This window comes from [Lactobacillus] rogosae, assembly GCA_900112995.1.
In the GTDB taxonomy this organism is placed as follows: domain Bacteria; phylum Bacillota; class Clostridia; order Lachnospirales; family Lachnospiraceae; genus Lachnospira; species Lachnospira rogosae.
In genome coordinates this window covers 1-21,413 of sequence record FONU01000018.1, presented here as the reverse complement: position 1 = coordinate 21,413, position 21,413 = coordinate 1, and the positions used below count along the sequence as shown (strand labels likewise).

The window sequence follows — 21,413 nt, the reverse complement described above, 5'->3', positions numbered from 1 at the left end:
GTATTTTAAAATAGATATCTCGTCCACAATATAAAGTTCTTGATAAGCTTCATTCTCTTTTCCCTGTATGGCGTAAGCTCCACAGGTTCTACATCATATGGATTGTCGTAACTTCCATCTGCATCAGCCTTTCTTGCTATATGCTCATATGACTCCATAGCTTCATTTAACTGGCTGTTAATCTCCCTGCTGTCAATTACAAGCATAAGCTCCGTATCCAGATAGACGCTTCGCATATCCACATTAAATGAGCCAATGACCGATATATTATCATCTATAAGTATTGACTTTCCATGATAAGAATATCCGCCCTCGTACTCCCATACTTCAAGCCCGGTATTAAGTATTTTATCTTTATTAACATAATAATCTGCCGAGCCAAATGGATTACCATTATTACCAATAGAATTAGTCATCAAAGATGCATTTTCTACCTTATCACATACCTCAGTAAGTCCTTCATACATATAATCGTTACATATTATATAAGGTGTATGTATCTTCACCTTAGCATCTGCCGATTTCATAAGCCTTACAAGCTGATACCACACAACCGGCTTCTTTACCTTGTAATCTATCGGATTGCTAAGAAGTGCTATGCTGTTGACCTCCACTGTCTCACTGGCATAATCTGTATTGTCTACGAACTCCTGATTATCAGCACAATATGCCTCATAACCTGCTAAAAGCTCATCTTTTGCTGTCTTAACCTTGTCCTTTGCAGCTATCTTTTCTTTATAAGAAGTCTTACTGCTTGATAAAAGAGTCTTGCTCTCCTTATAGTTCCACACGCTGTCATAATAGTCTATAAGCTGGTTGACCGAACTGTTCTCATCTGTCTTGGCACAATATACTAACACATCTCTGTCATAATTCTTATGTCCCTCATTATCTCCAAGGAAATAATTAAATGTATTACGTCCACCAAGAATGTAATTCTGCCTGTCTATAACTATATATTTGTCGTGCAGTCTTCCCATTGACTTATAAGACTTTAACGGATTGACCTTGTTATATATCTTAACTGTTGCCTCTGGCATAGCCGCAAGTGCCTCAAAATACGCATTGCCCCTCATTCTAAGAAAACCTGACACTCCATCAACTATAACATTAACCGATACTCCCCTGTCTGCCGCATCAATAAGTGCACCTAATATAAGCTTTCCACTATCATCAGACCTGAAATCAAAGGTTGAAAGTATTATTTCTTCCTTTGCCTGGCTAATCATTCTTATACGTTCTTTTAACGCATCATTATTATCCTCTATTATCTTGGCTCTCTCAGGACTAGTCTGACGTTTTAAAAGATCCGTGTTATCTAATTCCTGTTTCTCACCATCTGTAAGCTTCGGCTGCTTTTTGTAGCTTACAAGTGCAATCGTAACTATTCCTATTATCACAGCAAGAACAAAACCTATCACAGATAATATTACATACCTGACACGTATTGTATGCTTCTTAACTTTGTCCATAGTCTTTTATACAGCCTGTCTTATTAATTATCACTAATATAATCGAGCAAATATATCTAACACTTTTAATGTATACAACATATCAATATATCCGCATATCTAATATATCCAACATATCTAAATATATTATAATAATGTAATTGTAACAGGCTTCCTTTCTTCTATTATGTGCCAGGCATTTTATATCTGTGTATACATTACTTACTAAATATTTTATTAATCCTGGCTATTTTAATTCTTATTGGTATATAGATACATAACCATATTATAACAAAAATAGCAACAAAAATAATCGTAAATGTGAGTATTTTATCTACCGTAATCCAGCCATTTGAAAGATATATATAACCCTTCGGTATTCGGTTGGATTTTGGAGTTGAATGGTATTTTTGATACTTTATAGTGAATTTTATTAATCTTCATAGTTTTAAATACTATATCAAGAAGTATTGTTAATAATAAAATCTTGACATCTCTGCCACGATGTATTATTATCACAATAGTTTGAGTATCAAAACATTGTGATAATGGTTTAATAATTCTTGTATACTCCAACAATATATACATAGAAATGAGGATTGGTTTAATATGAATCTTAGTACAAATAAATATAAGCTTCCCGAATTACATATTGGTAATAAAACAGCAAGAATTCCAATTATTCAAGGTGGCATGGGTGTTGGTGTCAGCTTAAGCGGTCTTGCAGGTGCAGTAGCAAAGGAGGGGGGAGTCGGAATTATTTCAACTGCCCAGATTGGTTATGATGATGATGCATTTGAATATGATCAGGCCGGCTGCAATTTAGCAGCAATAAAGAAACATATCCGTAAAGCTAAAGAAATTGCCGGTGGTAATGGACTTGTTGGCGTAAATATTATGGTTGCACTTAAACATTATAAAGAACATGTAAAAGCAGCTGTTGCAGCAGGTGCCGATATAATTATCAGCGGTGCTGGTCTTCCGATAGATTTACCAGCACTTGTAGACAAAGCCTGTCAGACTAAGATAGCTCCTATCATATCATCAAAAAGAGCTGCACAGCTTATATTAAAAATGTGGTCACATAAGTATGACCGAACCGCTGATTTTATCGTAATAGAAGGACCAAAGGCTGGCGGACACCTCGGATTTTCTAATGAACAGCTGAACAATACAGCTTCACTTGATTTCGATAATGAAATAACTAATATTATAGAATGTAAAAAAGAATATGAAGATAAATACTCCAAAAAAATACCTGTTATTGTTGCAGGTGGAATATTCGATAAACAGGATATTATTCATGCAATTAATCTTGGAGCTGATGGAGTGCAGATAGCAAGCAGATTCGTTGCTACTAAAGAATGTGATGCATCACCTGCTTATAAACAGGCTTATATCAATGCCAGACAAGAAGATGTTCAGATTATCCAAAGTCCTGTCGGAATGCCTGGAAGAGCACTTCGTAATGCATTTATCAAACGACTTGACAATTCAAGAATTCCTATTTCCAAATGCTACAATTGTCTTGAAAAATGTAACCCTGCAAAGGTTCCATATTGTATTACAAAAGCTCTTATAAATGCTGTAAAGGGAGATGTGGATAATGGCTTAATCTTCTGTGGTGACAATGTTGGCCGGATAAATGAAATTACAACTGTAAACTCACTTATGAAGGAACTTACAGAATAACTACATATGAAACAGAAAGCACCCAAGCTTTAGTTTCATATGTAGTACACTTAATATAAAATAATATGCTTATTATATAACTCTACACTACCTTGCACCACTGCCAGTTAATTGCCAGCAGGATAATCCGGCTGGCAGTCCAATTGTTCTATACTCTCTTATAAATAATAGGAACATCATATCCGAAGGTTCTCTTTCCATTCACCTCCATGCTTTCTGATACCTCAAGACAAGCTTCTGAAAAACGCTCCCATAATCTGAATATCATAACTGGTGTAAACTGGCTTACGCTTCCTCCCTCCCAGCTTCCATTATTTTCCTTATATAATGCTGGCGTAAACTTCTCAGATTTTTTAAGTTCACTATAATCTACACTCTTCATTGAGTTATAAGAAAATGTATTCTTGTCTTCTCCTGCAGGAATTTCATAAGAAGAAAGTATAACTCCAGCGTTACTATCTGTAATCAGAAATAAATGTGGTGACGCATGACGTTTTCCATCTGTTTCATAATAACTTTCCTCTACAACAAATATTCCGTTAAAATCCTCTGGAATATTTTTTATTTTATCATTGCAGACTGTGTTTATATGTTGTGCATACGGAAAGCTTTTACCAGCCTCCTTCATTTCCATAAACTGTTCTTTGTTATCAAATTCTCCAGTCATAAGCTCTACAAACTTTTTAATTTCCATCATAATGTTATGCCTCCATATGATAATATTTTGTTATATTTATAATTGTAATAATATGAACAATGAACGTAAATTCTACCGCTTAGTGATGCCTCAGAGCTGCTCCACATAATTCTAAAACAAAAGCTTAAGTCCCATAGCTATAATCCACATATATGCACAAGTTTTCGGAATCATTAAAAGTCCAACCTTTGGTTTAGTTTTGCTGAATAAGGTTACTGGTATATAGCATCCAAATGAAATAATAATTGCTGCTACCATCCTTGTCAGATGATATCCATAAGCATTTCCTGAAATCAAATATAGAATAATTACTCCTATACCTGTAACTGCAAAGACTGAATTTCTGATAACGGATAATTTCATATTTCCCTCATCTGTACACCAATTATTCTGTGGGAACATACATATTACAATTCTAACAATTGCTGATATCCATATTATAACCTCAATTATTACTGGTATTGTAAACCCTGGAAATGTAAATTTCCAGATATACATCAAAATAATATAAAAAGCTGTCATTGTAATAGAAGATATCTGCAATCCAATTCCTAGCTGTTTCTTTATCTTATCACTACTTCCACATACTGCTCTGATAATTCTTGGCACAAGATGAAATGCATCTCCTCCGCAAAGTGTTAATGTTAATATTCCATAAAGAATAAATAACATATCCCCATTTGAATATATAAAAAATAATATTGCAGCAACAAGATCAAATATAAGATATGCTGCATCAAATATTGCTTCCATAACATCTGGAAGCTGTGGTTTATAATTGTTCTGCTTCATTACTAGTTCTGCTCCCTATACTCTTTTAAATATTTTTCTGCATTATTGCAGATCTTATCAAACACATCTATACACATATGCTTTTCTTCTTCTGTTAAGCCACTTAAAACATCCTTAGCAAACTGTTTCTGTGCGTTTATTCCTGCTTTTACAATTACCTCCGCCTTATCTAATAAAACAATCTCAATATGCTTTTTATTATCCTTACTTTGTATTCGTTCAACAAGACCTTTATTTTCAAGATTCTTTAGTGATGTTGAAACGTGGGATTTTGTTGATTTTCTAATCTTTACTATGTCTGCTGCTGTATTATGCTGTGGATTATTATGAAGAAACATAAGTATATCATATTCCATCTGCGTTAATTCATACCTGTCGCACACTTCTCCTGAAAGTAATTCATAATAGCTTGTGATTGTTTTATGCTTATCCCAGAAATACATCCTGACCTCCTTTACTATCGTTCTTTTTAGAACGATTATAGACAGATTATTCTGTTATGTCAATCATTTTTTCTTATTCAACTCACAAAATCTTTACTCTATTTTGTGTAATGATTTTTATGTAAGCATTAGTGATAAAATAAGAGCAAGTACTGAAAGGTTTTCGTTGCCTTAGCACTTGCTCTGCTTCTTTATATCAAAGTTATTATATATAGTTGTATGTTGATGATTTGCTGTTCTTTAATTTTTTATCAATCTTATTGCACTCTTTTCGCAAGCCTGCAATATTACTTACGCCAGATTCTTCTCACCTTCATTTTGTTTCTTTTCCGCCATTCTCATAACTTCCTTCCATGCCGGTGAGAACAGATAATAACCTATCATTGCAAACATTCCAAAGCTGAAAGAGATTGGGAAGCACAACATTACCCATGTTCCATCAAAGTATCTGCTAATAATATAGGCACTTGGAATTCTGACTGCCCAAAGCATAAGAATGTTGACAATTGTAGTATAACGCACCTTTCCAGTTCCGTTTACAATAGATATTATACAGTTAAAGATAGCATAAAACCACTGTGAAAGTAACATGACAACAACATGTCTGCTAGCATACATCAATACCATTTCATCTGACGAGAAGAAACGGATTATAGGTTTATGTATCATTATAAAAAGCAATCCAAAACTTAATGTAATCAGACCTGAACACAATGGAATTCTCCAGTGTCCCTCTTTAATTCTTGAATATTTCTTAGCACCATAATTCTGTCCTGAAAATGTAGTGGCCGCCGAAGATAATCCTGTAATTGCTATGTTAGCGCATCCTGTAATTCTTCCTGCTACTGCACCTCCAGCCATAAATATAGCACCCTGCGAGTTATTAAATGTCTGTAATGCAACATGTCCTAATGAATAAAGAGAATTGTTAAGTCCAACGGGCAAACCAATAGCCAGAATAGCTTTCATCATTGTTCCAGAAAATCTTCTAGGCAAATATGTAAACTGTATCTCCGGAAACTTCTTTCTTATATAAACAATACTTACAATCCATGAAATGAACATAGCAATACTTGTAGAAAGTGCTGCTCCGGCTACATCCATTCCAAACCCTGCAACAAACAATAAATCAAATACTATATTAGAAACACAGGACACAACCAGAAACCATAATGAAGCCTTGCTGTCTCCAAGTCCTCTTAAAATACCAGCATTCATATTATAACCCAGATTACCAAGTGTACCTAAGAACACAACCCTCGTATATATTAATGCGGCATTCCACACATCCTGCGGCACTTTCATGAATTCCAGAATATATGGTGCTGCAAACCATCCAAGAATTCCAATCGGAATACCTACAATATATATAAGTGTTATTGAAGTTCCACATACTGAAACAACCTTTCCCGATTCCCTTGCTCCGGTATATTGTGAAATAAGAATAGACACACCTGTTCCTATTCCTAAAAAAACACATAATAATACTTCAACCGGCTGTGAACTCGTTCCTACCGCAGCTAAAGATGTATCTCCACAATATTTGCCTATTACAAGTGCATCAACCGTAGTATATAACTGCTGCAAAACATTTCCAATAATAATCGGTATCGCAAACAGTATAATATTTTTCATTATATGACCTGTGGTCATATCAATCTTCCCTTTTTGTGAATCTGCCATGGTAATCTCCATTCCTGAATCTGTCTGTATCTGTTGTTTATAATAATACTGTAATTGAATTACATTTTCTAGCGATTTATGGCATAGAGTACAGAAAAAGTGTCTAACTCACTTTCAAACAATCCCAGTATTTATGCATATAGCACAGAGCGGACGAAGTTATGAAGAAATCATGCAGTACCTGCACAGTAAATCTGAAGAGGTGTGACCAAATGTTAACGGAATACTATTTTGCAGTCAGGTATGGCGATATAATTATTCTTCTCTATCATGAAGTTATGATGTCTGTACGGGAATTATTATTTAAGAACAGCCAGAAGAAAAAGACGTTGATTTGCGAAAGAACATGATATATGTATGACGGAAGCACAGATTCAAGGTGCCAATAACATGTAAATTTCCAGCCTGAGATGCCTTTAGGGCTATCTCGGGCTGGAAATTAAGGTTTTTCAAATTTTTTTCAAACAATTTGACAATTTATATTTCTAACACCACATAAGTCTTTATTTATTACCTATGCTGACAATCTTGTAATATGCCCTTTCTGTAATGGCGAATACGATAGCATATATTACACAGAACACAAGAACCGTTCCAAGAGTACACCACATAAACAGATTTACATTTCCAAGATTAAGCATTGAAAGAATCATCTTAATAATTCTAAATGATACAACAATATGAATTGCTGCCATTATAAGAGGAATAAAGAATACCATAAGCACCTGGCTTCTTATTGTCTTTTTAACTTCTGCTCTGCTCATGCCAACCTTCTGCATGATTTCAAATCTTGCCTTATCTTCATAGCCTTCTGATATCTGCTTGTAATAGATTATGAGTACAGTTGCCATTAAGAATAATGAACCTACAAACATTCCTATAAACAGGAAGCCTCCATACATCTGATGAAATTCCTCAGCCATCTCATATCTGTTGTCTGAAACTATCCTAACCCCTTCAAGGTCAAGGGCATCCAGTTCTCTACTCATTGCAATACTCTGTTCTTTTGTAAGATTAGTATCAAACTGAACTACATAATCGTAGGTTGCAGCTTTTCTTTTCTCAACCACGTTACCACTCTGCATTGCATCAACGATTTTCTCCAAAGTCTTCTCACTGTCTACTATGAATACATAACAAGGGACAAGCTGTTCAGTATTTTCAATTCCAAGATGTGCATTTTCTAACTTTGTAATAACCTTTGCCACCTTAAATGTACTTGTTTCATCATCGATTGACAGCCTTACATTAGCAGCTTTATAGCCATTATTTTTATAAACAATAACCTGACCTTCATTAAGCTTATAGTTACTCTTCTCCAACTTATTAAAATCATCAACCGTCATACACAAACAACCCGACAGATTATCCATATACGCACCTGACATATTAGATTGCTTTAACACCTGAAACTCACCGCTCTCACTACTAGCATTGCAAAATAATGTAATAGAAGAAACACCTGAGTAATTAGATGTGGTTGCACCATATTTTTTTGCCATCTCATCAACAACATTTTCAACCATATCAGTATCCTTCTCGCCGTAGAATGAAGCACTCAGGTTAATCTCATTAGGGCAAGCCGTATTCAGTGTATCCTCCATACCAAGATACATAGACACCGTAGTTGATACGCTGATTAAAACCATAGTTGAAAGAATACATATATTGGCCAGCCCAACTGCATTTTGCTTCATTCTGTAAAGCATTCCAGATACACTTGTAAAATGCTTTGTCTGGTAATAAAACTTTTTGTTTTTTCTAAGAAGCTTAATAAATGCAATGCTTCCTGCTGTAAACAGACAATAGGTGCCCACAATAACAAGAATAACCGCAACAAGGAAATTATTCATAGCCTGAAATGGGGTTTTTGCTGTCAGTGCAAATGTGTAGCCTGCGCCCATAGTAAGAACGCCAATTATTGTAAGAAGTATCTTTGTCTTTGGCTCCTTTTCACCAATCTGTCCACCGTGAATAAGTTCAATCGGCTTCGTAAGATGAATTCTTGCCAGGTTATAAAGTAAAATTGCAAAAAATACTAATGCCATTGTGACAAGAGTATTAACTACTGCTTCACTTGGAATCTGAAACGCCGGAATTTCGCTAGAGCCAATAAGCTTAATCAGTAAAAGAAACATCAGCTTTCCAAATAGCATACCCATAAGCATTCCAATGCCTATACTTACCACTGCTGTAAATAATGTCTCATAAAACATCATCTTTGCAATATGCCTTTTTTCCATTCCAAGAATGTTATAAAGTCCAATTTCCTTTTGTCTTCTCTTAATTAAGAAGCTGTTGGTATAAAAAAGAAATACAACTGCGAAAATCATCGTAACCCACATACCAATATTCAGGAGCACAATAACCATATCACCGTGATTCATATTTCTTACATTCTCATTATGAAGTATTGAGCCCATCATAAAATACATCATAATAGTAAGGATGCAGGTTATAATGTATGGAAAATAAGTCTGTCTGTTCTTATTTATATTAGACAGCGCCATTTTAGGATAAAATGCTTTACTCAAGGCTCTCACCTCCTGTTGCCAAAACAGTCAGTGTATCAGAAATCTTAGTGTACATTTCCTCGTCTGTCATTGATGCCTTGTATATCTGATGGAACACCTCTCCATCCTTGATAAATAACACTCTGCCCGCCTTGCTTGCAGCCTTAGTGCTATGAGTTACCATAAGTATTGTCTGACCACGTCCGTTAATCTTGCTAAACAGCTCTAAAAGCTGGTCTGTAGACTTTGAATCCAGCGCTCCTGTGGGCTCATCTGCCAGAATAATCTGAGGGTTAGTAATAAGAGCTCTCGCAACCGCTGCCCTCTGCTTCTGTCCACCTGACACCTCATATGGGAACTTTCCTAATATAGACTCAATTCCCAGCTCCTTTGCAATTGGCTTAAGCTTCTCTTGCATGCTATCATACTTCTCCCCTGACAACACCAGCGGAAGGAATATATTGTCCTGCAGTGAAAATGTATCTAACAAATTAAAATCCTGGAATACAAAGCCAAGGTTCTTTCTTCTAAATGCTGATAATTCCTTTTCTTTAATATCCACTGTATTCTTGCCATTAAGAATAACCTCACCACCTGTAGGCCTGTCGAGCGACGCCAGTATATTAAGAAGCGTAGTCTTTCCTGAACCAGACTCTCCCATAATAGCCACATACTCGCCCTGCTCAACGCTGAAATTCACGTTAGAAAGCGCCTGAACCTGATTAGAACCTAACCTTGTTGTGTATACCTTTTTCAAATTTCTTACATCTAATAATGCCATACAATCCTCCTTGTGTTTCAAACATCTAACATTTCTTACAATGCCAAGTATACGCAGAGTTTGCATTCCCTGCCATTTAAGCAGCTTACGTTTTTCTTACATTTTTGTAAGATAAATATTTAATAACGTAAATTGTATAGCTTGCACAACGTATTATATTAAAAATCATCTTACAAGAATCTATTAAACTTACTCATGTGAGATATACTTCTGCGTCATATCCAGAAGCACCTTAGTTCCCTTATCCAGTTTTGACTCTATTGCAATAGAAATCCCCAGCTTATCTGCTGCTTTCCTGCAAAGGTACAGACCGATTCCCGATGATTTTTTACTCATTCTTCCATTGTAGCCCGTGTATCCTCGCTCAAAGATTCTTGGAATATCTTCCTTAGTAATCCCTATTCCGTTATCCTCAATAACCAGAATTCTATCAGCACTATTGAAGGTTTCCTTCATATATATGCTGATTTTTCCGCCATTTCTGGTGTATTTAACCGCATTGGAAATAAGCTGCTCTATTATAAAGCCAAGCCACTTCTCATCTGTTTTTACATTTGTATCAAGGTTGTTAAGCTCAATTGATATCTTCTTACCTATGAACTGTGCCGCGAATTTTTTAACTGCCTTTCGCACAATTTTTTCAACCTGACAGTCCTCAAATACATAATCAGAGGACATATCCTCAAGCCTTAGGTAATTCATAACAGCATCCACGTAGAAATCAATATTAAAAAGCTGCCTTTTAAGCTCCTTTAAGTCAATTTTATCCGGTTCATTCTCTGCCTGAAGCAGTACATCTATTGCCGATATAGGTGTCTTAATCTGATGTGCCCAGATAGCATAGTAATCTCTTAGGTCTGCCATCGATTTCTCTCTAAGCTCATTAGCCTGATACTTCTGCGTAAGCACCTTTGTAAGAAGCTGCTGATAATCATCCTCTATTGCATCAGAAGTATCATATAATTCAACCTGAAAAATCTCATCACACAAAAGGCTGTGCTTAAGCGCCTTATGCCTTCTGTAAAATGCCATATAATCAAAAACAACTGCCACAGCCAGCATAAAGGACAGCAATTCCAATGAATATATAACAGGTGCCACTGGCACCGAATAAAGATAAAACACTACAAACTGCACAATCGCAATTACCACAAGCATCACTATAACCTTTATTCTGCTTTTTAGATATAACACCACATTTTTCATGAAATAATATATCCCACTCCTTTTTTTGTTCTAATATAATCGCTGACCCCTGCATCCTCAAGCTTTCTTCTAAGTCTGGTAACATTGACAGTAAGTGTATTATCATCAACAAATGCTTCATCCTCCCAGAGTTTTTCCATAATACTGTCACGGCTTACAACCTTACCTACATTTTCAAGAAGACACTGCAATATCCTGTATTCATTCTTAGTAAGTTCAACCTTATTATTATTATACATAAATGTCTGGTCATTTAAATTCAACACCCCGCCATTATGCTCAATTGTGCTTGTATTGTCAGTAAAATCATAGGTTCTTCTAAGAAGTGCCTGCACCTTTGCCACAACCACATTAAGGTCATAGGGCTTCGTAATAAAATCGTCACCGCCCATATTAATGGCCATAACAATATTCATATTGTCCGACATTGAAGATAGAAATATAACAGGCACCTTAGACTGAGCTCTAATCTGGGTACACCAGTGATACCCATTAAAAAAGGGCAACCCTATATCCATAAGAACAATATGGGGCTTTTCTCTTTCAAACTCCTCTAACACATTCTGAAAATCAGTAACACATACCGCCTCATATCCCCACTTGTTAAGATGAGCCGCAAGTGTATCTGCAATTACCTTTTCATCCTCTACTATTAACACCTTATACATTTTCTTCTCCATTTCCGCCTGATAAATTCTGGTCAATTCACTAAATTTCTTTGATAATAATACCCTTTTCCCTGTTTATTGTAAATAATGTAAATATTTTGATATTTTTCACTTTTTTCATTAACACCACTTGGAAATAATGAAGAATGAATTTCTTCACAAGACACCCGTTCCCCTCCTAGTCACCGGACACGAAAAGAAAAAAGGGAATGGTCTTCAACCATTCCCTTGACAATGAGCCCACCGGGGTTCGAAGCCGTGAGACCGCTTAAACACTGACTTTCTTAGGTCTCCTTTATGGCACTAGTCCAGTAGGATCCGATAGCCTGTGTAATGATTTTTATGTAATGATTAGTGATGAAATAAGTGCCGGAAAAGTGCCCAAAACTTTTTTAATTATTCTTACGTGATTTCAAGCATCATATACAAACAAATATTCTTACACAACACATATATCAACTGAGTTAATGAACACTCGACTCTAAACTAGCACCTGAAAAATCCATAGTTTTATTTCAAATATAAATATCTTTTAATCTATTCGTCCAACATAAGTTTCCCATTTTGGGCTTTGTTACGCAATCTTTCCATTTGTTCCTTTTCAATTTGTTGAATACTTTTTTCTGGTGTTGGTAAATCTTCTGGCATAGTTCCACCTATTTTTTCTATTGCGTTTCTTACTTCTTTGCCAACATTATAATGAACCGATGTTGCTTTTTCAGCACCTTGCACTTTATCTTTTCTTAATTTTTCTTCTGTTTGTGATATTCTAAACAAATTGGCAATTAACTCTGTACTTCCCATATAATCAAGAATTTTCTGCCCCACTTCCAATTGTTTTCTCGTATGAATATCATCCACATCAAGACCTCCATAAAGTCCCATATAACCCGCATTTTGAAAAATAGCAAACTCTTCATTTGTAATAACACCTGCATTATGAGCAGTTTCTGCTAACATCTGATTCCATTGCTTTATATCCCCTCTCACCACCAACCTTCTATTATCCTCATCCAATTCATTGAAATGATCAGCTACTTCTTGTCTATATGTCTGAATTGCAAAATATGTTTGTCCTAAAGCAATGACCTCTTTTCTCGGATCACCATTTTGAACTATTAAATAGCAAGCATATCTTGATAATTCATAATCCCTTGTAGATTTGTGTGTTGCACCAGCTTCCACGATTTTGCTGACCTCAGCAAAATCGTCCATAACATTATGTCCACTATTTTCACATGCAATCATTGCACGTTTTATTACTTTTTCAAAATTTCGCCACTGAACATAATCTAAAGCAACGGCTAATTCTCTCGCACTCCAATATTCACTACCATTCTCATTAATATGCTTTATATCTTCAAATCTTTTATACTCTATTGCTTTTAAATCACTCATATAAAACTCCTATAAACTAATACTCAAATTACTACTTTTCTTTATTGTCATACTTATAATACATCATATTATTGTCTATTAAAATTTTCTCTATCATTTCACATGCTTTTGAATATGATAATAAAAAAAATTCTCTATCGTTCCTTATTCGATACTGTGATAATTCTTTATAAACCAATTTTTCAGAATATGATGCATCATAAACTCTAAAAACCTTTCTAGATGAAAATGGAAAAACTATACCTGTTGCTCTGTTTTTTATATCAAATTTATTATATATGGTTGTAGGCAGGTGATTTACGGATATTCTGTGAGATGTAATCTATAAACTTGAGTTTATATATCTCCTTTTAGGCGCACTAAAGATTTTTTCGTTTCAAATCCGTCTGGATACCTCATCTTTAATTTATCGATATTTGCTTGTAAAATATCTTCAAGCGATATATCTAATGCTGTTGCAGCTTCTGCCAAATACCAAGCTACATCTCCAAGTTCCTTTGCCAAATGTTCCTTGTCCAATTCATGTCCTTGAGCCATCCATTTTTTTACTATATCAATGGCTTCTCCTGATTCGCCACATAATCCCATTACACTATTTATTAATACATCTCTTTTACTTAGTTCAGGATTTAAAGTAGTCATTGCCAATTCCTGATATTCATTAATCTTCATTCTAATATCCTCCATAATGCACAAACTTCGATTCGTTTTATCCATTTTAACATAAAACTCAACCAAGTTAAAACTCCTATTCTCAATCATTCCTCTCCCCCTGACACCAAGTGCCACAGGAGTAAACATAACTGTTCAATGTTGTTGTTCTTTCTCCTGACATGAATTTTCTCAGTTCAGTATCATTCTTCTTCATTCTTTAAATAAAATAAGAGCAAGTACTGAAAGGTTTTCGTCACCTTAGTACTTGCTCTGTTTTAAATTATTATATTAAATTTTAATTAAATAATCGTGCTATTTTTTATTATCATCCTTATTTTTATCTTTATTCTTTTTTATTTTGTGTGCTAAAACTCCTCCAACTGCTGCCAATGTTCCACCGCCTACTAACGTATTTATTACATCATTACATGCAGAATTTAAAGTTCCAGCATCTATTGCCGCCTCTTCCGTCATTGCTGATGTTGTTGATTCAATTGTTACCGCTTGCGTTGTTGGTGCTATAGTTGTAGATTCTATCGTTGCTGACTGAGTTGTTGGTGCTGCTGTTGTTGGTTCTATCGTTGCTGACTGTGTTGTTGGTGCTGCTGTTGTTGGTTCTATCGTTGCTGACTGAGTTGTTGGTGCTGCTGTTGCTGATTCTGTTGGTGCTGACTGTGTTGTTGGTGCTACAGTACTTGTCGAATGTGTTGCGTGATTTGAATGTGTACTATGGGAGCTATGTGAATCATGTGTTGAATGAGTTGCATGATTTGAATGTGTATTGCTATGAGTTGCGTGTGTTGAATGACTTCCATGCGCATTATTAGAAGTCCTATGGGTCGAATGTGTCCTATGCGTTGAATGAGTTCTATGTGCAGCATACACCTCATCACTAAAAAGCATCCCTAACACTAATATCATTCCACCCATTAACAATGCTTTATTTCTTGTTATACTTCCATCTTCATCCTCAAAAAAATCTTGAATAGATTTACTTATTTTAGGAAACTTTTTCTCTTCCATCCATATCACCTCATCTTATCCACGAATATAATATATCCATTTCCTGTTTGTCATTTCTATGTATTATTTCAAATAATAAATCCATAATTGCTGAGTAACTTTTACATCTAAAATCCTTTGGATTTTTAGAAAACAAATCCTTATCGCTGGCATAATTAACAACAGGACAAGTTCCACAGTATGGCTGATATACACAATTATTACATTTTGGAAGACTTTCTATTATAGAGGACTTACATAATGTTTTACATATATCGGAACCAATCATATCCATATATGAATCATTATATACATTTCCTAGCAAGAAAGAACTATCTCCCATTTCATATAACATTCTTCCTTCATCACAGGTAAATATATTGCCATCATAATAATAACTCATTTGTCCTAATGTAGCGCCACAAGGCGAACGTAATTCCATATAATTTTGAGAATAATTTTCAAGTATCTTACACAAAAAATATGCCGCATGCGTTTCAACAAAAAATGTACCATTTTTATTAAGTTCCATTATATACTGAAATGCTTCTTTATAAAAATTTATATATTCTTCTACTGTATATCCAACCTTCTTCCACGAATCATCAGCCATACCTAATGGAGTTAATGGTCTTAAAAAAATATGGTTTATGCCAATCTTTAAATACATATCTATTATCTCTTTAGGATTTTGAATACTTTTTTTAGAAGTTGTTTGAATAGCCCCAACATTTACACCTTTACTTTTTAAATATGCTATTTTATCAATAACATCATCAAAACTACCTATTTTTGATAATTTGTATGGTCTATTATAATTATGAATTTCTCTTGTTCCATCTAATGAAGTACATATACTAACATTATTATCTAACAAAAAATGTAATATATCATCATTCAGACACGTCAAATTTGTTACTATTGTGTATTCAATATGTTTATTTAAAATTTTATTTTTTTCCTTTGAATACTCAATCATACTTTTTATAACATTGAAGTTTAACAACGGCTCGCCACCTTGAAATTCAAATGTCAGGTTATCATTCTTGGAATTCATCGCAATATCAATTGCACGCTTTCCTATTTCCTCTGTCATTTTACCATTCAAATGTGAATTTCTACTATGTGCCTGACAATAAATACAGTCAAGATTGCACATATTGGTAACTGCAAATATATGTAAAGAAGTACCTCCCATACAATATGATTTCATACTTCTTATAAATCCAGAATATTTTTTTATATATTCTTCTATTGATATATTAATAATAAACCCTTTTTCAATCAAATCCTCATAATCTTCATCTTCTTTGTCGATTTTATTATTGCATAATTTATCATATGTTTCTGAATTTACATACTTATAAAATCCCATATCATTTGTAAGTAAATATTCATCCTCACTCTGTTTTTTAGCATTAAAATAACCTATCATTCATTATCACCTTTTATTGGATATACTCTTGGCTTGTAAAAATTTCTTGTAGCTGTAAAAATCCCACAACACATAGACTTCATTTTACATTTATCACATTCAACATAATACTCTGCCTTATATGATGAAATACTTTTCTTCGCTAATGACCAATATCCTCTCTCAATCATACAATAAGGAAAATTATATAAAGCAACATCAATCCCATTTATCATTAATAATTGAATTGCTTTCTTTGACTTTGAAAAAGCCTCCTCATACGATATAACCACTTTATCAGCATTAGCAGCACAATTACCTCGCATTTCAAGTCCTACAAAATGAACTACTCTTACTCTTTTAAATTTTGCAACAATGAGCTTGGCAATATCAAGTATATCATCCTCATTTAGCTTGCTAACTACAATTCTTATTTCTGTTTCAATATTAGCATTAATAATATTAGTCAACCCTCTAATTGTTTGCTCAAATCCACCTTTTGCCTGCGTTATATAATCATATTTTGATGCTATACTTCCGTGAATAGGTATAGCTATTCTAAGATTTTTCATATTTTCCTTTTTAAACTTTTCAAAAAAACTATAATTTCCCAACGTCCTACCATTTGTTAAAAGCAATATATTGGTATTCGGCAGATGTTCTTTTACTGTTCTATATATTTCTATAAAATTATCTTCACCAATTAAAGTTGGTTCTCCTCCTGTTATTGTAAAATACCATAAATCTTCTGGCATATGTTTGATTACTGTTTCTAGCTGTTCTAATGATAATCCTGTATTATGACTTCGTTCACCATCACTTGCAGGGCACATTATGCAATTAGAATTACATTTTGGAGTTGTCGCAATACCTGCATCTCCTTCTATAACCGAATACCATCTGTAAATTATACCTGTTTCTGATATTTCTAAAACATCTCCATCACAGAATTCATCCATTATTTTTATTTCTTTAGGACTTAATTTTACTGTCTCTCCATCTGGATAAAATACAATTTTATTATTTATAAACTCTCCTACATTTTTTTGTTTATTTAGTAATTCCTTTGTGTAAATTTCTTTAGTAGAAAAAATAAATATTCTATACTTGCTTTTATATTCACTTATGTACCTAACCACAACTTATAGCCTCCTATTATCATAAATATTGCATAACCAATATTTATAAAAAAAGCAAATGGAATTTTCTTTACTATAATTAATTCATCTTTCCCATTCTTTGTTCTTGCCCATCTTTTAATACTATCTACTTCCTCATCTGTCAGTCTGGCTGCCATATCTTCTGATACTTTCATAGGCAGACCTTTTATGTTTGAGTTTAAAAATAACATTACTGATGATGCAGATAATATCATTCCTTTTTTTATATCTAAAGTCTTAATTGGTGTATAACTATACCTATCTGCCCATTCACGAAGAATAACTATAACCAAAACAATAATTACGTTTTTTAAATCAATTTTAAAATTTATTGGAGATATAAGAGAAAGAACCATAAATAAAACCAATAACAATATCAATAGACTATTTCTTAATTGTCTGCTTACTTTTACAAGAACTTCTTTCATTATCAATACAAAAAACATATTTCCAAAAACAAATATTATGTAATTTTCAATATAAAACTTTCTCAATAAATAATATAACAGCTTTTGAATATCTGCTGAAGCCAAAAATACTAATAACCAATTCATAATAAAGAATTTTACATTTATATTTTTCAAAGAAAGCTTATTATATGTTTCTTTTTTGCGAATATATGCATATATACTATCTATAATCAAATATACATATACCGATGAGTATGAAAAAACTATTACTTGGAAAATCGCCATTCTATCCTGAACATATAATATATTAGGTGTCAATATAGCCTCAACTATAAATAACTTAGAATCACCACCAGCCCATATATGTAATAAATAAAATAATAATGAACAAATACATGCTATAACTAATTGTATTATCATTATATCTATATTTTTGTAATCTAAAATTTTCAATATAACAGCTATTATTCCTATGACTAAAAGATTTTTATTAGGAATTATCCCATTTTTCTTATCACTGTAATAACTTATTAATGCAATATAACAAAATAATATTATAAGAACCACATTAATTACCATTGTCATATCAATCCTCTTTGATTATTTAAATCAATGACATAATTTTCAAATTCTTTCAATGTAATTTCGACATCATAAATACAATTTGTAAATACGCATCTTAAAAAATTTTCTTCAATATTAACAACAATATTAGATATTCCAGCAAATTCTTTAACTGCCATTTTAACAAGACCATAATTATATATTTCTTTACTAAGTTTTAACTCATTCATTATCAAACCAATCCCTCATTGAACTGTTATCATCGACATTCAAATTAATATCTGTTTGTATTTCATCATCATATATAACTGAAGATGCCATTGACCTTGCAAAAAGAAGTTCTCTAATATTTTTCGTTTGTTCAAATACTATCTCTCTATTAGCAAATTCAATAAGTTCATTCTTAAATTCACCTTCTATGGATGTATCTGCCTTCCCATCTTTCTTTTGTATACTAATAACAAACTCATCCTTATTAGAATCCAAGTGAATATAATATTCATCTGTGAATTTATAACAGGTCTTTAATAAGACTTTTTTATCATAAATATCTTTCTTAATTGAGAAAAACATATTAATTCCTTTCATTTATTTATAATTTTTATCACCAATTTATTATACTATATTACTTTTATATACTCACTTATATCTATACCTTTCACCACTTAATAAATTAATTCGCATTAATTTTTTTCTTATTATATCAAACTCTTGTATTAATTCTAATAATTTTATTAATTGAATCATAACATTTCTTTTTGTACTACTATATAGCTATCACTAGCAAGTGCTCCTAATCTTATGAAAAAATATACATCTTACAAATAAAAGTAAATAGGAATTATTATCTCCAAATCTGCCTTTTCAATACCATTTTCTCTAGTATTCTTCTGCTCAAGGCTTTGTTGCATACACTCATTCATCTATTACATATACTTTACCTTCTACATAGTTGCCATCAACAGAAAAAAACTCATATTCTGACTTATGTTTATGCACTTTCTGTGCGTCTGAAGGCATTTTCTCATTGATACCTTTCGTTACATATCTGTCATTATCAAACATCTTATCACTCACTTCCTGTTTACGCTTTATTACTATTATAAATACTTCTCATATGGCAGAAAAACGACCTCTTTCATATCATCTGAATCAAGAACTATCTGCTCTTATATTTGGGTAATGTTATCACCATCAATAGTAGGGTAAAGTCCTATCAGTATTGCCTTGTCTCCTTTATACCCTTCTATTCTTCTCTTTATCTCATATGTCCTGTCTCCATTGAATACAACCTCTGTTGTTATCTGTTCTCTCTTAGTTTCCATTTACTGCTCCTTTCTGCAATCACGATAGAAAAATACCCAGTATGCTTCTGTTCCTATATATGCCCTTACGTGCCACTCATAATTATTGTCCATACATATCAGGTCATCAAACTCATACTCATCTTCATCCAGGTTACAATTAGCAAGACAATCTTTATATACCGCACTATCTATGCCATTATCATCTGTCAGTATGTAGAAGTTGCCACAGGCTCCATCCTCATAGCTTTCCTCAACAAGTCCTATATGATACTTGGCATTTTCTATTACCTTATTAGGTATACTTTTATCAATCCTTATGATATTCTCCAGTTCCTTTTCACTTTTGAATGTATACATATGACCTCCTGTTCTGTAAGCATTGTTTTACATTTTCACTCAGCAATTCTTAATGTATCTGTTGCAACATCATAGTAATACGGACTATCAGACAATCTTTCAACCTCGCTCACATTTTCATAGTTAACCTCTTTAATCATCTGCCTTATATATCCAACATCAACCTTATTCTTATCTGCTATCATCAGCAACACTTCGTGAATTGATGAAGGAATTACAAATACTCCATCAATCATCTTTTCCACACAGAACTTCTTTAAGACTTCTGGATATAGCATACATATTGCTCCAAACTGTCTTGTTTCATTTGACAATATAAAAAGAGTCTCAGGAATATCTTCTACAATATCCTGAGACTCTTTCATCATATCATTAAGTGTTTCTGTCATAGATTTTATATCCGGAGCATAGTATTCTTTTGTATTCTTCATTGCAATGGTATACAATTCTCCTTCTGTCACTCTCAACATTGCCATCATGCCATTATTGATATCTGATGATGTTATTACCTCTGAATCTTTCTTGAATATTATCTTATAGACAACTGCCAGATCCAGACCTTCTACCATTCTATGTGGCATATCCTTTAGCCGTTCCTTATTCGCTTCAGCATTGATTAGAATAGCAACTATGTTGTCCTTCTGCTTCTTAAGACTCATTTCAAAGTCTATATCAGGAAGAGGACTGCTTTCTACATCACCAAGGAATGCTTCTAATGCTTCTCCATTCCAGTAATATATTCTTCCGATTTTCTCTCCATTCTTCCTGACAGAAATACCTTTCTTCACAGTATCATTGTTCTTTGTTACATCAACAATTCTCACCTCGTAATCATCGCCAAGTCTTTGCTGTAGCTTACTAACAACAGCACCTATCTTGTCATCCATAGCAAACCTCCTGTAAATAAAATAAGAGCAAGTACTGAAAGGTTTTTGATATGTACCCTCTTTACTGGACAAACCAGTAAGGAGGGTATTTTTATGCGATATAGTTATGAATTTAAAAGGAAATGTGTAGAGATGTATCGCCAAGGGATTGTTCCAGACATTCCTAAAGGTATTTCCAGAGAACGTTTTATCCATTACTTAAATGATTGGATGCATCTTGAAGATGCTCAAGGGCCCGATGCACTAAAGCCAAAAGGATCTTATAAAAAATGGTCCCCTGAAGAAAAATTGGAACTTGTTGCTAGAGTGATTTCCGGAGAATCCAACAAATCAG

General features: G+C 33.5%; 25 protein-coding genes and 1 pseudogene. 3 read left to right on the top strand and 23 right to left on the bottom strand.

The window, feature by feature from the left end:
* Positions 1-5: 5 nt before the first annotated feature.
* Both BM157_RS08845 and BM157_RS13250 read right to left on the bottom strand, forming a co-directional pair.
* Positions 6-1,472: a phospholipase D-like domain-containing protein gene (locus BM157_RS08845; RefSeq protein WP_090140758.1), complete on the bottom strand. Its 1,467-nt coding sequence runs from the start codon at positions 1,470-1,472 to the stop codon at positions 6-8.
* A 197-nt stretch (positions 1,473-1,669) separates the two neighbouring features.
* Positions 1,670-1,816, bottom strand: a complete 147-nt coding sequence (locus BM157_RS13250) for a DUF3021 family protein (RefSeq protein ID WP_443973499.1) — start codon at positions 1,814-1,816, stop codon at positions 1,670-1,672.
* A 244-nt stretch (positions 1,817-2,060) separates the two neighbouring features.
* On the opposite strand from BM157_RS13250, the gene BM157_RS08835 reads away from it, so the two are divergent.
* Positions 2,061-3,143, top strand: a complete 1,083-nt coding sequence (locus BM157_RS08835; RefSeq protein ID WP_090140756.1) for an NAD(P)H-dependent flavin oxidoreductase — start codon at positions 2,061-2,063, stop codon at positions 3,141-3,143.
* Between the two features lie 148 nt (positions 3,144-3,291).
* Here BM157_RS08835 and BM157_RS08830 read toward each other — a convergent pair whose 3' ends face one another.
* The 4 genes from BM157_RS08830 to BM157_RS08815 form a co-directional block, all read right to left on the bottom strand.
* Entirely contained in the window at positions 3,292-3,840 is a 549-nt protein-coding gene (locus tag BM157_RS08830) for a hypothetical protein (protein ID WP_022501363.1), read from the bottom strand.
* A gap of 111 nt (positions 3,841-3,951) precedes the next feature.
* Positions 3,952-4,632 (bottom strand): hypothetical protein, encoded by a 681-nt coding sequence (locus tag BM157_RS08825; RefSeq protein ID WP_055307216.1) that lies wholly within the window; start codon positions 4,630-4,632, stop codon positions 3,952-3,954.
* Positions 4,633-4,634: 2 nt separating this feature from the next.
* Positions 4,635-5,075 carry a MarR family winged helix-turn-helix transcriptional regulator gene (locus BM157_RS08820; protein WP_055176584.1) on the bottom strand — a complete coding sequence of 147 codons (441 nt, stop codon included), beginning with the start codon at positions 5,073-5,075 and terminating at the stop codon, positions 4,635-4,637.
* A gap of 291 nt (positions 5,076-5,366) precedes the next feature.
* Positions 5,367-6,758: an MATE family efflux transporter gene (locus BM157_RS08815; protein ID WP_022501366.1), complete on the bottom strand. Its 1,392-nt coding sequence runs from the start codon at positions 6,756-6,758 to the stop codon at positions 5,367-5,369.
* 212 nt (positions 6,759-6,970) lie between these two features.
* Between BM157_RS08815 and BM157_RS13025 the strand changes: the two genes are divergently transcribed.
* Positions 6,971-7,108, top strand: coding sequence for a hypothetical protein (locus BM157_RS13025; RefSeq protein ID WP_156333760.1), 138 nt, complete (start codon positions 6,971-6,973; stop codon positions 7,106-7,108).
* Positions 7,109-7,261: 153 nt separating this feature from the next.
* Here BM157_RS13025 and BM157_RS08810 read toward each other — a convergent pair whose 3' ends face one another.
* From BM157_RS08810 to BM157_RS08745, 17 genes are all read right to left on the bottom strand, one after another.
* Entirely contained in the window at positions 7,262-9,292 is a 2,031-nt protein-coding gene (locus BM157_RS08810; RefSeq protein ID WP_055176590.1) for an ABC transporter permease, read from the bottom strand.
* Positions 9,285-10,052 carry an ABC transporter ATP-binding protein gene (locus BM157_RS08805; RefSeq protein ID WP_055176594.1) on the bottom strand — a complete coding sequence of 256 codons (768 nt, stop codon included), beginning with the start codon at positions 10,050-10,052 and terminating at the stop codon, positions 9,285-9,287. Before BM157_RS08805 ends, BM157_RS08810 begins: the two co-directional genes overlap by 8 nt.
* 189 nt (positions 10,053-10,241) lie before the next feature.
* Positions 10,242-11,258: a sensor histidine kinase gene (locus BM157_RS08800; protein WP_055176597.1), complete on the bottom strand. Its 1,017-nt coding sequence runs from the start codon at positions 11,256-11,258 to the stop codon at positions 10,242-10,244.
* On the bottom strand, positions 11,255-11,926 hold the full coding sequence (locus BM157_RS08795) for a response regulator transcription factor (protein WP_055176599.1): 672 nt from the start codon (positions 11,924-11,926) through the stop codon (positions 11,255-11,257). Before BM157_RS08795 ends, BM157_RS08800 begins: the two co-directional genes overlap by 4 nt.
* Before the next feature lie 537 nt (positions 11,927-12,463).
* Positions 12,464-13,324, bottom strand: a complete 861-nt coding sequence (gene dinD, locus BM157_RS08790; protein ID WP_055176603.1) for a DNA damage-inducible protein D — start codon at positions 13,322-13,324, stop codon at positions 12,464-12,466.
* A gap of 31 nt (positions 13,325-13,355) precedes the next feature.
* Positions 13,356-13,565 (bottom strand): GIY-YIG nuclease family protein, encoded by a 210-nt coding sequence (locus tag BM157_RS13245; RefSeq protein WP_444292339.1) that lies wholly within the window; start codon positions 13,563-13,565, stop codon positions 13,356-13,358.
* Positions 13,566-13,660: 95 nt separating this feature from the next.
* Positions 13,661-13,996, bottom strand: coding sequence for a nucleoside triphosphate pyrophosphohydrolase family protein (locus BM157_RS08785; RefSeq protein WP_055176724.1), 336 nt, complete (start codon positions 13,994-13,996; stop codon positions 13,661-13,663).
* Positions 13,997-14,290: 294 nt separating this feature from the next.
* Complete coding sequence (gene hxsA3 / locus BM157_RS08780) at positions 14,291-15,001, bottom strand: His-Xaa-Ser repeat protein HxsA3 (protein ID WP_090140754.1); 711 nt, start codon at positions 14,999-15,001, stop codon at positions 14,291-14,293.
* 10 nt (positions 15,002-15,011) lie between these two features.
* On the bottom strand, positions 15,012-16,415 hold the full coding sequence (gene hxsB, locus BM157_RS08775) for a His-Xaa-Ser system radical SAM maturase HxsB (protein WP_090140752.1): 1,404 nt from the start codon (positions 16,413-16,415) through the stop codon (positions 15,012-15,014).
* Complete coding sequence (gene hxsC, locus BM157_RS08770; protein WP_090140751.1) at positions 16,412-17,533, bottom strand: His-Xaa-Ser system radical SAM maturase HxsC; 1,122 nt, start codon at positions 17,531-17,533, stop codon at positions 16,412-16,414. Before hxsC ends, hxsB begins: the two co-directional genes overlap by 4 nt.
* Positions 17,518-18,549, bottom strand: coding sequence for an A24 family peptidase (locus BM157_RS08765; RefSeq protein WP_090140750.1), 1,032 nt, complete (start codon positions 18,547-18,549; stop codon positions 17,518-17,520). Before BM157_RS08765 ends, hxsC begins: the two co-directional genes overlap by 16 nt.
* The gene (locus BM157_RS08760) at positions 18,546-18,758 is read right to left on the bottom strand and encodes an HxsD-like protein (RefSeq protein WP_090140748.1); all 213 of its coding nucleotides are present in this window, start codon (positions 18,756-18,758) and stop codon (positions 18,546-18,548) included. Before BM157_RS08760 ends, BM157_RS08765 begins: the two co-directional genes overlap by 4 nt.
* A complete protein-coding gene (gene hxsD, locus BM157_RS08755; RefSeq protein ID WP_318255885.1) occupies positions 18,751-19,101 on the bottom strand; it encodes a His-Xaa-Ser system protein HxsD in 351 nt (116 codons plus the stop codon). Before hxsD ends, BM157_RS08760 begins: the two co-directional genes overlap by 8 nt.
* Positions 19,102-19,443: 342 nt before the next feature.
* A complete protein-coding gene (locus BM157_RS13020) occupies positions 19,444-19,593 on the bottom strand; it encodes a hypothetical protein (RefSeq protein WP_318255884.1) in 150 nt (49 codons plus the stop codon).
* 104 nt (positions 19,594-19,697) lie between these two features.
* Entirely contained in the window at positions 19,698-19,853 is a 156-nt protein-coding gene (locus tag BM157_RS13015; RefSeq protein WP_318255883.1) for a hypothetical protein, read from the bottom strand.
* Entirely contained in the window at positions 19,854-20,192 is a 339-nt protein-coding gene (locus BM157_RS08750) for a hypothetical protein (protein ID WP_090140744.1), read from the bottom strand.
* Between the two features lie 35 nt (positions 20,193-20,227).
* On the bottom strand, positions 20,228-21,079 hold the full coding sequence (locus BM157_RS08745; RefSeq protein ID WP_090140742.1) for a DUF5688 family protein: 852 nt from the start codon (positions 21,077-21,079) through the stop codon (positions 20,228-20,230).
* A 93-nt stretch (positions 21,080-21,172) separates the two neighbouring features.
* Between BM157_RS08745 and BM157_RS08740 the strand changes: the two are divergent.
* Positions 21,173-21,413: pseudogene (locus tag BM157_RS08740) on the top strand (hypothetical protein); the annotation flags it as partial.

Excerpts from the sequence above, each read along its gene's own strand:
- BM157_RS08750 (WP_090140744.1), bottom strand. The coding sequence starts at position 20,192 with ATGTATACATTCAAAAGTGAAAAGGAACTGGAGAATATCATAAGGATT.
- BM157_RS08785 (WP_055176724.1), bottom strand. The coding sequence starts at position 13,996 with ATGAAGATTAATGAATATCAGGAATTGGCAATGACTACTTTAAATCCT.
- BM157_RS08830 (WP_022501363.1), bottom strand. The coding sequence starts at position 3,840 with ATGATGGAAATTAAAAAGTTTGTAGAGCTTATGACTGGAGAATTTGAT.
- hxsB (WP_090140752.1), bottom strand. The coding sequence starts at position 16,415 with ATGATAGGTTATTTTAATGCTAAAAAACAGAGTGAGGATGAATATTTA.
- dinD (WP_055176603.1), bottom strand. The coding sequence starts at position 13,324 with ATGAGTGATTTAAAAGCAATAGAGTATAAAAGATTTGAAGATATAAAG.
- BM157_RS08825 (WP_055307216.1), bottom strand. The coding sequence starts at position 4,632 with ATGAAGCAGAACAATTATAAACCACAGCTTCCAGATGTTATGGAAGCA.
- BM157_RS13025 (WP_156333760.1), top strand. The coding sequence starts at position 6,971 with ATGTTAACGGAATACTATTTTGCAGTCAGGTATGGCGATATAATTATT.
- BM157_RS08765 (WP_090140750.1), bottom strand. The coding sequence starts at position 18,549 with ATGACAATGGTAATTAATGTGGTTCTTATAATATTATTTTGTTATATT.
- hxsA3 (WP_090140754.1), bottom strand. The coding sequence starts at position 15,001 with ATGGAAGAGAAAAAGTTTCCTAAAATAAGTAAATCTATTCAAGATTTT.
- hxsD (WP_318255885.1), bottom strand. The coding sequence starts at position 19,101 with ATGTTTTTCTCAATTAAGAAAGATATTTATGATAAAAAAGTCTTATTA.
- BM157_RS13020 (WP_318255884.1), bottom strand. The coding sequence starts at position 19,593 with ATGTTTGATAATGACAGATATGTAACGAAAGGTATCAATGAGAAAATG.
- BM157_RS08820 (WP_055176584.1), bottom strand. The coding sequence starts at position 5,075 with ATGTATTTCTGGGATAAGCATAAAACAATCACAAGCTATTATGAATTA.
- BM157_RS08760 (WP_090140748.1), bottom strand. The coding sequence starts at position 18,758 with ATGAATGAGTTAAAACTTAGTAAAGAAATATATAATTATGGTCTTGTT.
- BM157_RS08835 (WP_090140756.1), top strand. The coding sequence starts at position 2,061 with ATGAATCTTAGTACAAATAAATATAAGCTTCCCGAATTACATATTGGT.
- BM157_RS13015 (WP_318255883.1), bottom strand. The coding sequence starts at position 19,853 with ATGGAAACTAAGAGAGAACAGATAACAACAGAGGTTGTATTCAATGGA.
- BM157_RS08805 (WP_055176594.1), bottom strand. The coding sequence starts at position 10,052 with ATGGCATTATTAGATGTAAGAAATTTGAAAAAGGTATACACAACAAGG.
- BM157_RS08845 (WP_090140758.1), bottom strand. The coding sequence starts at position 1,472 with ATGGACAAAGTTAAGAAGCATACAATACGTGTCAGGTATGTAATATTA.
- BM157_RS08795 (WP_055176599.1), bottom strand. The coding sequence starts at position 11,926 with ATGTATAAGGTGTTAATAGTAGAGGATGAAAAGGTAATTGCAGATACA.
- BM157_RS08745 (WP_090140742.1), bottom strand. The coding sequence starts at position 21,079 with ATGGATGACAAGATAGGTGCTGTTGTTAGTAAGCTACAGCAAAGACTT.
- BM157_RS08800 (WP_055176597.1), bottom strand. The coding sequence starts at position 11,258 with ATGAAAAATGTGGTGTTATATCTAAAAAGCAGAATAAAGGTTATAGTG.
- BM157_RS08815 (WP_022501366.1), bottom strand. The coding sequence starts at position 6,758 with ATGGCAGATTCACAAAAAGGGAAGATTGATATGACCACAGGTCATATA.